This window comes from Puerhibacterium sp. TATVAM-FAB25 (assembly GCF_046535855.1).
GTDB classification, from domain to species: domain Bacteria; phylum Actinomycetota; class Actinomycetes; order Actinomycetales; family Cellulomonadaceae; genus Puerhibacterium; species Puerhibacterium variabilis_A.
In genome coordinates, this window is the sequence record NZ_JAXUAK010000022.1 from 35227 (window position 1) to 46564 (window position 11338).

9 protein-coding genes are annotated in these 11338 nt (G+C 75.0%); 3 read left to right on the plus strand and 6 right to left on the minus strand.

The window, feature by feature from the left end:
- Positions 1–432 precede the first annotated feature (432 nt).
- The 4 genes from U5M74_RS15160 to U5M74_RS15175 all read right to left on the minus strand — a co-directional run bounded on the left by U5M74_RS15160 (position 433) and on the right by U5M74_RS15175 (position 4950).
- Complete coding sequence (locus U5M74_RS15160; protein ID WP_410909757.1) at positions 433–1776, minus strand: MFS transporter; 1344 nt, start codon at positions 1774–1776, stop codon at positions 433–435.
- A 60-nt stretch (positions 1777–1836) separates the two neighbouring features.
- A complete protein-coding gene (locus tag U5M74_RS15165) occupies positions 1837–2298 on the minus strand; it encodes a MarR family winged helix-turn-helix transcriptional regulator (RefSeq protein ID WP_410909758.1) in 462 nt (153 codons plus the stop codon).
- Between the two features lie 571 nt (positions 2299–2869).
- Positions 2870–3742 carry an EamA family transporter gene (locus U5M74_RS15170; RefSeq protein WP_410909759.1) on the minus strand — a complete coding sequence of 291 codons (873 nt, stop codon included), beginning with the start codon at positions 3740–3742 and terminating at the stop codon, positions 2870–2872.
- A 41-nt stretch (positions 3743–3783) separates the two neighbouring features.
- Entirely contained in the window at positions 3784–4950 is a 1167-nt protein-coding gene (locus tag U5M74_RS15175; protein WP_410909760.1) for a nucleotide sugar dehydrogenase, read from the minus strand.
- A 125-nt stretch (positions 4951–5075) separates the two neighbouring features.
- Here U5M74_RS15175 and U5M74_RS15180 point away from each other — a divergent pair, with 125 nt between their 5' ends.
- The gene (locus U5M74_RS15180; protein WP_410909761.1) at positions 5076–5543 is read left to right on the plus strand and encodes a hypothetical protein; all 468 of its coding nucleotides are present in this window, start codon (positions 5076–5078) and stop codon (positions 5541–5543) included.
- Positions 5544–5617: 74 nt separating this feature from the next.
- Here the strand turns inward: U5M74_RS15180 and U5M74_RS15185 are convergent, their stop codons facing one another.
- Both U5M74_RS15185 and U5M74_RS15190 read right to left on the minus strand, forming a co-directional pair.
- Positions 5618–6691, minus strand: coding sequence for an LCP family protein (locus U5M74_RS15185; RefSeq protein ID WP_410909762.1), 1074 nt, complete (start codon positions 6689–6691; stop codon positions 5618–5620).
- Positions 6692–6796: 105 nt separating this feature from the next.
- Positions 6797–8038, minus strand: a complete 1242-nt coding sequence (locus U5M74_RS15190; protein ID WP_410909763.1) for a zf-HC2 domain-containing protein — start codon at positions 8036–8038, stop codon at positions 6797–6799.
- A gap of 246 nt (positions 8039–8284) precedes the next feature.
- On the opposite strand from U5M74_RS15190, the gene U5M74_RS15195 reads away from it, so the two are divergent.
- Entirely contained in the window at positions 8285–9574 is a 1290-nt protein-coding gene (locus U5M74_RS15195) for a glycosyltransferase family 4 protein (protein WP_410909764.1), read from the plus strand.
- Positions 9571–11193 (plus strand): glycosyltransferase, encoded by a 1623-nt coding sequence (locus U5M74_RS15200; RefSeq protein WP_410909765.1) that lies wholly within the window; start codon positions 9571–9573, stop codon positions 11191–11193. Before U5M74_RS15195 ends, U5M74_RS15200 begins: the two co-directional genes overlap by 4 nt.
- Positions 11194–11338: the final 145 nt, after the last annotated feature.

An 11338-nucleotide genomic window follows, 5' to 3' on the forward strand; every position in this document is an offset into this window, starting at 1 on the left:
GCGCGCCGTTTCACGTGGCACCGGCCCGGCGCGCAGGCCACGCGCGCCTGGTGGGACCTGGCGGACGGCCGGTCCGAGTCCCCGGCCGAGACCTGGGCGCGGCTCTCCTGCGTCGACGCCGGCGTCCCGCCCGACGTGCTGCAGCTCGACCGCCGTGACGACGCGGGCCGGTTCGTGGACCGCGTCGACATGGCGTGGCGGCTCGTGGACGGCGCGTGGCTGCTCGTGGAGATCGACGGCCAGGAGGTGCACAGCCGCCCGGGCGCCCTCGTGCACGACGCCGAGCGGCAGAACCGGCTGCTGACCGGCGGCGACGTGCTCCCGCGCTTCAGCGGGTCGGCGGCCTGGCGCGACGAATGCGGGTCCCTGGTGATCCGAGGCAGAGGGGTCTGTCTCGGATCACCAGGGACCCGGAACGGCGGGAGCGATGCGTCAGGCGACCGTCGTGAGCTTCTGCGCGTCGTCGCGGGCCAGCTCGGCGCGGACCTCCTCGCGGGCCGCGGCCACCGGCGTCCGCTGGTCGAGGTAGACCACCTCGAGGTGCGGACGCTGCCGCACGCGGTAGCGCACCTGCAGGTGCCAGCGGCGGATCGCCCACACCGACGCCGCGGCGCACACCAGGAACGTGGCGATCGAGCCGATGAGGATGGCCCAGCGCGGGCCGAACGCCTCGCCGACCCACCCGACGATCGGCGAGCCGATCGGCGTCGCGCCCTGGAAGACCATCATGTAGAGCGCCATGACCCGCCCGCGCATGACCGGGTCGGTGGACATCTGCAGCGTCGTGTTGGCCGCCGTCATCATGGTCAGCGACGCCAGGCCCACCGGGATGCACAGCAACATGTACGAGTAGTAGCTCGGCATCAGCGCGTTGGCGGCCGTGGCGATCGCGAACGCGAAGCCGGCGCCGATCACCAGCCGCACCCGCGGCCGGTCGCGGCGGGCGGCCAGCAGCGCGCCCGTCAGCGAGCCGATCGCCAGCACGGAGCCGAGCACGCCGTACTCCCCGGCGCCCTTGCCGAACTCGACGCGCGCCATCATCGCGCTGGTGAGCTGGAAGTTGAGGCCGAAGGTCGAGACGACGGCCATCACGACCATGATCACGACGATGTCGGAGCGCCCGCGCACGTAGCGCACGGCCTCGCGGATCTGCCCCTTGGCGCGCGGCGCCTGCGGCAGCGTGCGCAGCTCGCGCACCCGCATGCAGGCCAGGGCCGCGATGGTGGCGGCGAACGTGACGCCGTTGATGAGGAACACCCACCCGGCGCCCACGGCCGCGATGAGCAGGCCGGCGACGCCGGGCCCGATCAGCCGAGCGGCGTTGAACGACGCCGAGTTGAGCCCGACGGCGTTGGAGAGGCGGTCGGCCGGAACCATCTCCGCGACGAACGTCTGGCGCACCGGGCCGTCGAGCGCGGAAACCACGCCCAGGGCCAGGGCAAGCACGTAGACGTGCCACAGCTCCACGGCCCCCGACAGGGTCAGCGCGCCCAGGACCAGCGCGAGCACGCCCATGCCGCCCTGGGTGGCCATCAGCAGCTTGCGCCGCGGCAGGCGGTCGGCGAGCACGCCGGCCCACGGCGACAGCAGCAGGAACGGCAGGAACTGCAGCGCGGTGACGAACCCGACGGCGGTGCCGGAGTTGTGCGTGAGGTCGGTCAGGACGATCCAGTCCTGGCCGATGCGCTGCATCCACGTGCCGACGTTGGCGACGAGGGCGGCGGCGAACCAGATGCGGTAGTTGACGTAGCGGAGTGAGGAGAAGGTTGCGCTCATCGAGTGACGGTCAGCTCGTTCCTTTTCTCGTCGGTGGACAGGGTCTGCCGGTACACGCGGCTACCGGCTCGAGGCGATCTGCGACAGCAGGTCCGACGCGCGCGCCAGGACCTCGCGCTCGTCCGGGGTGAGGGCGGCCAGCTGCTGGGCGAGCCAGGCGTCGCGGCGGCGCCGGGTCTCGACCACCTCGCGGCGGCCGTCCTCGGTGAGGCGGACGACGACCTGGCGGCGGTCGGTGGCGTGCTCGGCCTTCTCGACCAGCCCGAGCTCGGCGAGCCCGTTGACCGTGCGGGTCATCGACGGCGGCTTGATGTGCTCGTGCGTGGCGAGCGCACCGGGCGACATGTCGCCGTGCTGGAGCAGGGCCGTCAGGACGCCGAACTGGCCGACCGAGAGGTCGGCCTCCCCGCGCTGGGCGCGCAGCCGGCGGGTGATCCGCGACAGCGAGACGCGCAGCTCGCTGCCGAGGGCCGCCGGGTTCGTCCGCGCCCGGGACACGGGGCGAGTGGCTGAGGCAAGCATGTTCTTAGCCTAGGTCATTAGCACGGGTAATGACAGGGGGTAACGGCTCACACCAGCGGCCAGCCACGACGCGGTCAGCGAGCACCAGCAGGAACGCCAACGGGCGGTCGGGTGAAGCCATGCGGGTGCAAAGAGAAGGCCGGCGGCACGGGTGCCGCCGGCGGGCCGGCCCCGCAGGAGGGGCGGGCCGGGTGGCGAGGTCGTGCGGACGCCGAAGGGTGTGTGGGGTGCCTCGACGCCCGCACGACACCCCTCAGGACCGTGCCGGCCGCGGATCATGACGCGACGCGGAGGTGTCCTGCGTCACACGCGGCCTGAATGTCACGCGGAGATGCCGTACGGGCGCCGGCCGAGGGGGGACGACCGACGCCCGCACGGGATCGGGGGCCGTGCGGACACCGGACGGGTGTGTGGGGGGCGACCGGTGCCCGCACGTGTGCCGCCTGCGAGCCCGCGCGGTGCGCGGACCTCGTGGCCTGCATACCCCTCAAGACCCGTTGGCGGCCCCGTGATGACGCCGGCCCGGTGTGACCTCGGCCAATTCACCCGAGCCACCGCGGGCGCGGCGGGCCTACGCCGCGCTGAGCAGCACGATCGCCGCGGCGGCCGCGGCGAGCCCGACGGCCCGGCGCCGCCCCACGCGCTCGTGCAGCACGACGACGCCGAGCAGCACGGGGACGGCGGGGTACAGCGACGCGAGGGTCACCGCGACGGCGAGCAGTTGCTCCCGGGCCGCCAGGAGGTACAGCGTGAGGGCGAGCGCCGCCCCGGCGCCGATCACGAACGCCTTGGCGGCGTCCGGCGTCGCCACGCGCGCACGGCCTCGCCGCCGCGCGGCGACGGGCACCAGCACGACGACGGCCGCCACCCGGCCGGCGGCCACGGCCCACAGGCCGCTGTCCGTCCCCGCCATGGCCAGGCCGACGTACTGCACTGCGACGCCGACGCTCGCCACGAGCCCGTCGCGCACCGCCGTCGAGCCCGCCGACGCGCCGGGCGGCGAGCCCGCCGACGCGCCGGCCGCCGCGGCCGCCCCACCGCCTGCCACCAGCCACAGCGCCGGGAGCACGACGGCGATGCCCAGCCAGGCCGGCAGGGACGGCTGCTCGTCGAGGAACGCGACGCCGCACAGCACCGACAGCGCGACACCGGTGACGGCGCTGACCGGCACCACGGCTGTCATCTCGCCGCGCGACAGCGCCCGGTTGAGGAACAGCATCGCCAGCCCGCTGCCCACCCCGGACAGCGCGCCCCAGGCCAGGTCGGCGAGCCCCACTCGCTCGGCCGGCACCACGAGGGCGGCCACCACGGCGAACGCCAGGCCGCCGAGCTGCCCGATCCAGGAGACCGACGCGTAGTGCACCCGGCGGGACAGGATCCCGCCGGCGAAGTCGACGACGCCGTAGACGACGGCGGACGCGACCGCGAGCGCCGGACCGAGCACGTCGGCCTCCCGGAGGGTGCGTCAGGCCGCGGGCGTAGACCTCAGTCGCGCCCGTAGATGTCGCGGGTGTAGACCTTCTCGTCGACGTCGGCCAGGAGCTCGGCGCGGCGGTTGGCGACGATGACGTCGCTGCGGCGCTTGAACTCCTCGAGGTCGCGCACCACCGTGGAGCCGAAGAAGTCGTCCTGCTCGAGCGTCGGCTCGAACACGATCACCTCGACGCCCTTGGCCTTCAGCCGCTTCATCACGCCCTGGATGGAGGAGGCGCGGAAGTTGTCCGACCCCGACTTCATGATGAGCCGGTACATGCCCACCACCTTGGGGTTGCGGCGCAGGATGTCCGCGGCCACGAAGTCCTTGCGGGTGGTGTTGGCCTCGACGATCGCCGAGATGAGGTTCTGCGGCACGTCGCGGTAGTTGGCCAGCAGCTGCTTGGTGTCCTTGGGCAGGCAGTACCCGCCGTACCCGAACGACGGGTTGTTGTAGTGCGACCCGATGCGCGGGTCCAGGCCCACGCCCTCGATGATCTGCGCCGTGTTGAGCCCGTGCGTGGCCGCGTAGGTGTCCAGCTCGTTGAAGTACGCCACCCGCAGCGCCAGGTAGGTGTTGGCGAACAGCTTGATCGCCTCGGCCTCCGTCGCGCCGGTCAGCAGCACCGGCACGTCGTCCTCGTGGGCGCCCTCGAGCATGAGGTCGGCGAACAGCTTGCCGCGCTCGCCCTCGTCGCCCACCACGATCCGCGACGGGTGCAGGTTGTCGTACAGCGCCCGGCCCTCGCGCAGGAACTCCGGGGAGAACACGATGTGCCCTTCGGGGTGGCGCTCGCGCATCCGGTTGGTGAAGCCCACCGGCACCGTCGACTTCACCACGACGGTGGCGTCCGGGTTGACGTCCTGCACCTGGGCGATCACCGACTCGACCGACGAGGTGTTGAAGAAGTTCTGGTCGGCGTCGTAGTCCGTGGGCGTCGCCACGACCACCAGCTCCACGTCGGCGAACGCGGCCTTGGCGTCCGTCGTCGCCGTCAGCGACAGCGGCCGCTCGCGCAGGTACTCCTCGAGCTCCGGGTCCACGATCGGCGAGAGCCGCTGGTTGACCAGGTCCACCTTGCGCTGGTCGATGTCCACCGCCGTCACGTCGTGGTGCTGGGCCAGCACCACGGCGTTCGACAGCCCGACATAACCGGTACCGACGATCGCGATCTTCACAGCAGCTCGCCTTCTCTTCCGGCCCGGGGGCCTGCGAGGGTTGGGACGGAGCGGGTCCGGCTGCGCCGGGCTCCGCGCCCCGGGAGTCTAACGGTCACATAACGCTCTTCCCCTAGGGTGTGGGCGTGGTCACCACCTCGTTCTCCGATGCTCTCACCCGACTCGGCCTGCTCTCCGGCCGCCTCCCCCGCTTCATCACCGACGTCAGCGGCAACGGCGACGTCCTCCAGGTCGTCGCCGACGCCCGCAGCGTGACGAACCTCCCCGCCCCCGTGCGCCTCGCGACCCGCCTGGCGCCGAAGACGACGGCGCGCCTGCGCGTCGAGCAGTTCGTCGACGGCGTCGCGACCGTGTCGGTCGACGCGTCCGCGGGCGGCCTCCCGGCCCACAAGCTGCTCGGCCTCGCCGCCGGGCGCGTCGACGGCATGCTCGCCGCGCGCCGCCTGCCGGCCGGCTCGGTGCGCGTGCTGCCGGACGCGCGCATCACCCTCGACGTGCAGCGGCTGCTCGACGCCCGTGAGCCCGGCACCCGCGTGCAGGGCTTCGCGTTCCGCGACGGCTCCGTCGTCATCGACGAGGCCCCCGCGGCCTGACACCGCCGCACGACGACGAAGGGCGGGCCTCCCCGGTGGGAGGCCCGCCCTTCGTGTCCGGCGGCTCGAGGCGGCTACTTCACCGTCGAGCCGAGCACCTCGAGGCTCTCGGCGTTCTCCGTGACGTACGTCGCCGCCTCGTCGTCGGCGATCGCCGCCATCAGCGGGTCGAACCGGGCGCGGTCGAGCACCACGATCGACTGCCCGTCGTTGCTGCGCCCCGTGCCCGAGTAGGGCGCGGTGAGGAACGTGACGTCGTTGGTGCCGATCTCCCGGGCCCCCATGAAGAGGTCGGTCATCGTGGAGAGGTTCAGCTGGTCGTCGGTGGCGACCGACTGGCTCACGGTCCGCAGGAAGCCCGTCATCATCGTGATGTTGCTGCGGTTGTTGTTGACCTTGGACATGATCGCGCGCATCCAGTTCTGCTGGCGCTGCACGCGGCCGAAGTCGCCGTTGGACAGGCCGTGGCGCTGGCGGGCGTACGCCAGCGCCTCCTCGCCGTTCAGCACGTGGGTGCCGGCGGTGAAGGCGACGTCGCCGCCGTCGCTGATGTCCTCGGGGATGGTGATCTGGACGCCGCCCAGGGCGTCGGTCATCTTGACGAACGACTCGAAGTCCGTGACCGCGAAGTGGTTGATGCGCACGCCGGTGAGCTGCTCGACGGTCTCGATCATCAGCGCCGGGCCGCCGTAGGAGAACGCCGCGTTGATCTTCGCCTCGCCGTGGCCGGGGATCGGCACCCACGAGTCGCGCGGGATCGAGATGATCTGCGCCGACTGCCGGTCGCCGGCGAGGTGCACCAGCATGATGGCGTCGGTGCGCTGGGCGCCGGCCTTCCACTGTGTCGGGTCACCGGCGGAGATGCGCGAGTCCGAGCCCAGCACCAGGAAGTTCACGGCCTCGTCGTCCTCGGGCGCGACCTGCGGGCGGGCGGACTCGTCGATTTGCGCGAACGGGTCGCCGACGCTGCCGATGTTGCCCTCGAGCTGGCTCTTGAACCACCAGGCCGCGCCGGCGCCGCCGCCGACGAGCACCAGGGCCAGCACGCCGAGCACGGCGAGCGCCCGGCGCGTGCCGGAGGCCTTGGGGCGCCGGCGCGCGTGCCGCCGGTCCGCGACGGGCGAGGGGAAGGTGTCAGGCTGGGTCACGACAGGTGATCCTAGGAGTCGGGCCCGTGCTGATCGGGCGGGAGTTGTGTGCATGTGGGGTGCCACCTGCACGGATTGCGCTTGTTCAGGGTGATCCGACGGACATCAGCCCGTGACGAGGTCGTTGATCACGGTCCCGACAGAGCCGGCGTCCTCGCCGGTGTCGCCGCCGCCACTGCCGCCGCCGGTGTCATCTCCGGAGCCACCGCCGCCGGCCGGCGGCTCTGTCTCACCGCCGGGGTCCGGCGTCGTGGGCGCGCCGGTGTCGTCCGGGGTCGGGACGGTGGGGGTCGACGGCGCGGGCGTCGCCGAGCCACCGCCGCCACCCGTCCCGCCGGAGCCGCCCGAGCCGCCGGTGCCGCCGCCGGGCTGCTGCCCGCCACCGGTGCCGCCGGACCCGCCGCCGGGCTGCTGCCCGCCACCGGACCCGCCCGTGCCGGAGCCGCCCGTGCCGGAGCCGCCACCGGTGCTCGTGCCGGGGCCGCCCTGCGCGCCACCGCCGGAGCCGGCGCCCGCGCCGCCCGTGGCCGCGCCGCCGTTCGCGCTCCCCGCGGGGCGGTCGTCCTGGACCTCGCGCGTGCCCGTCACCGGCCCGGCGACGTCGGCGTCTGGCGTCGTGCTCGGCATGGCGCTCGGCGAGGCGCTGGGCGAGACGGAGACCGCGGGTGAGGCCGAAGGGCTCGGCGACCCGGCCGACGGCGAGGGCGACGTGGCGGACGGCGGCGTCGTCACGACCGAGACCGGCTCGGCCTCGGGGCGGCGCTGCTCGGCGGTCGCGCTGCCGACGGCGACCGCGCCGGCGCCGCCGAGCACCAGGCCCGCCGCGACGGCACCCCACACGGCAGGGCGCACCGCGGTGCGCACGCGCTCCGTGGCGTAGGCGGTGCGGTCGGCGAGGCTGCCGAGCAGCGCGGGGATCCGGCCGGGCGCCCGCGTGGGCCGCTGCTCGGACGGGCCGACGACGACGTCGTCGAGCGCGCCCCAGGCCCGCGGCAGGTCCTGCAGCTCGCGCAGCACGCGGTCGCAGTCGGGGCAGGCGTTGAGGTGGTGGGTCACCAGGTCGCGCTCGCGCAGCCGCACCCGGCGCGCCAGGTAGGCCGGCAGCAGGTCCAGGACGTGCGCGGTGCTGGGGTGGCGCCGCTCGCTCGCGCGGGCGTAGGCGGTGGTGACACCGAACCAGCGCGGGCTCGTGACCGGCGCAGCAAGCAGGGCGGTGCGGGTGCGCTCGTCGACGCCGGCGACGGCGGTGCGGACGACGTCGGGTTCCGCGCGGACCTCGTGGACGACCGGCGACCGGTCGAGGAAGTCGCCCAGAGCGAGCCCGGCGACAGGATTGCGCCTCGCCATCGATCCCCCTCGCGCTCCGCCGCAGCGGACCCCCCGCGCAGCGCCGCGATTCTAGGGAGCGAAGGTTGCGCCGAAGCGTCTCGGATGCCCCGGGAAGCGGATTTCACCCGCACTTGTGACGATGTTGTGACGATCGCTGGCAGGGCGCGGGTCGCGGTGGCCCTACCATCGACGGGGCGTCCGCGCGACGCGGACGCCGTGCTACCGCCGCGAACCACGGCTCGCGAACAGTCTCAGGGGGATTCCATGCACCCAGCGTCCTCGACGCCCGGGCGCGTGCTGCTGGTCACGCACTACTACGCGCCCGAGCGCGGCGCGCCGCAGCGCCGCTGGGACGCGCTGGTGCCCCGCCTGGCCGACGCCGGCATCGACGTCTCGGTGCTGGCGCCGCCCCCGCACTACCCGCACGGCGCCCTGCTCGACGACTCCCCGGAGCTGCGCCCGGGCTCCGTCTCGCGCGGGCGGCACGGCGAGCGCGTGGTGCGCGTCCGCTACCGCGAGCACACCCACCGGCTGCTGTCGCGCACGGTGGACCAGGCCGTCGCGGCCGCCAGCTCCGTCGTCCTGGGGCTGCGGCACTTCCGCGGCCGCGCGCACCGCCCGGACGTCGTGGTGGGCACCGTGCCCGGCATCCCGTCGATGTTCGCGGCCTGGATCCTCGCCCGGCTCCTGCGGGCCCGGTTCGTGGTGGAGATGCGCGACGCGTGGCCCGACCTCATCGCGCCCAGCGGCATCTTCCACTCCGCGCGCTCGACGCGCTCCCGCGTGCGCGCCGCGGCCACGACCGTGGTGCACCGCGTCGTCTCGCGCGTGCAGACCCGCGCCGACGCCGTCGTCACCACCACCGACACCTTCGCCCAGGTGCTGCGCGAGCGCGGCATCGAGCGCGTGGCCGTGGTGCGCAACGGCACCGCCTTCACGCCGCTGGACCGCGAGCCCGTCCCGGCCGCCGAGCGCCGCGCCCGCCCGTTCCGCGCCCTGTACGCCGGCACGATCGGGCGTGCCCAGGGCCTCGACGCCGTCGTCCGCGCCGCGGCACAGGTGGCCGCGGCCGGCCAGCCGATCGAGGTGCGCCTGGTGGGCGTGGGCGCGGACGTGCCGAAGCTGCAGGCGCTCGTGAACGTGCTCGACGCGCCCGTGACGATCGAGCCGCCCGTGCCGTTCGACCAGGTGCGCGACCTCTACGCGTGGGCCGACACGCTGGTGGTGTCGCTGCGCGACTGGCTGCCCCTGCAGTGGACCGTGCCGTCCAAGCTCTACGAGGTGATGGCCTCGGGCGTGCACGTGACGGCCTGCGTGGCCGGCGAGGCCGCCGACATCGTCTCGGAGGTGGGGGCCGGCGTGGTCGTCGTCCCCGGCGACGCGGACGCGCTCGCCAAGGCGTGGCGCGAGCTGGCCGCCTCCCCCGAGCCCGTCGTCGGCGACCCGGCCGCGGTCCAGTGGGTGGCCGAGCACGCCGACGACGACTCCCTGGCCGACCGCTACGCCCGGCTGCTGCACCGCCTGTCCACGCCCGCGACGAAGGTGCGCGCGTGAGCGCAGCCGCACGCGCTGGCGAGCTGGCGCGCAACGTCCGCTTCGCCGCGTCCTGGGGTCTCGGCGCTCTGCGCTCCGACCCGGCCTGGCTGCTGCTGCAGGCCGCGCGCCGCGCCCCCGCCCGCTGGAGCGCCCGCCTGGTGCCACTCGTGGAGCGCGTGGTGGGCGACGACGCCGCCCGGCCCGGCGGGCGGCTGCGCGCCGCGTGGGCCGCCGGCGACGTCGCGCCGATCCGTGCGACCCAGCCGCGCACGCGCACCGAGCGGCGCGTCCGCGAGGCGCTGCTCGGCCAGGTGGACGGGCTCTCGTTGGGTGCGGCCACCGAGACGCCCGACGGCGCCCCGCCCGCGCCCGCCGGGTCGCCGGCCGGCCCGGCCGCCGTGCACCACCACCTCACCAACTCGCTGCCGCACACCCAGAGCGGCTACACCTTGCGCACCCACGCCGTGCTGCGCGCCCAGCGGGCGGCCGGCCACCGCGTCACGGCCACCACCCGCGCCGGGTACCCGCTGACCATCGGCGCGATCGCCGCGCGCGGCACCGACGTCGTCGACGGCGTGCCGTACACCCGGCTCATCCCGGCCGCGCTGCCCGCCGACCACGGGCGCCGGTTCGCCGACGCCGTCGACCTGCTGGCGCGCGAGCTGGACGCCGCGGCGCCGGACGTCGTGCACGCCACCACGCCGTGGACCACCGGCGACGTCGCGCGGGCCGCCGCCCGCCGGGCCGGGCTGCCGTGGGTGTACGAGGTGCGCGGCCTGCCCGAGGAGACGTGGGTGGCCTCGCACCCCACGCCGGAGGCGCGCGAGCGCGCCGCCGCGTCCGAGCGGTACGCGCTGGTCCGCGCCAAGGAGACGGAGCTCGCGCTGGCCGCCGACGCGGTGGTGACGCTCAGCGGCACGATGCGCGACGAGCTCGCCGCGCGCGGCGTGCCGCCCGAGCGGATCACCGTGGTGCCCAACGCCGTCGACGACGCGCTGCTCCAGGCGCCGGCCCCCTCCCCCGCCGAGGCGCGCGTCGCGCTCGGCCTGACGACGGCGCGGTACGTGGTCGGCACCGTCTCGAGCGTCGTGGGCTACGAGGGCCTCGACACCGTGCTGCGCACCGTGGCGCTGCTGCGCTCGCGCGGCCTCGACGTCGCCGCCCTGCTGGTGGGCGACGGCGCCGCCCGGCCGGGGCTGGTGCGGCTCGCCGCGGAGCTGGGGCTCGGCGAGCACGCGATCCTGCCCGGCCGCGTGCCGCGGGACGTCGCCCGCACGTACCTCGCGGCGCTCGACGCCGTGCTGGTGCCGCGCCGGCCCGACCGCGTGACCCGGCTGGTGACCCCGCTCAAGCCGGTGGAGGCCGGGGCGATGGGCCGGCCCGTCGTGGCCAGCGACCTGCCGGCCCTGGCCGAGGTGCTCACGCCGATGGCCGGCGACGCCCCGGAGCCGTCGGGCCTGCTGGTGCCGGCCGACGACGTCGAGGCGTGGGCCGACGCGGTGACCCGCGTGCTCACCGACGACGGGCTGCGGGCGGCGCTTGTGACGCGCGGGCTGGAGAACGCCCGCAGCCGCACCTGGAGCCGCAACGCCGCCGTGTACGCCGAGGTGTACGCCGCCGCGCGCACCAGGCGCTGACGACACCACTCTGAATACCCGCTGCTGACACCCCTGAGGAGCCCGCTCGTGCCCCGTCCCCGGACCGCCCGCTCCCTGGCCGGCGGCGTCGCCGCGCTGCTCGTCCTCGTGCTCGCGGCCTGCACGGCCGGGGCGCCGGCCCCGG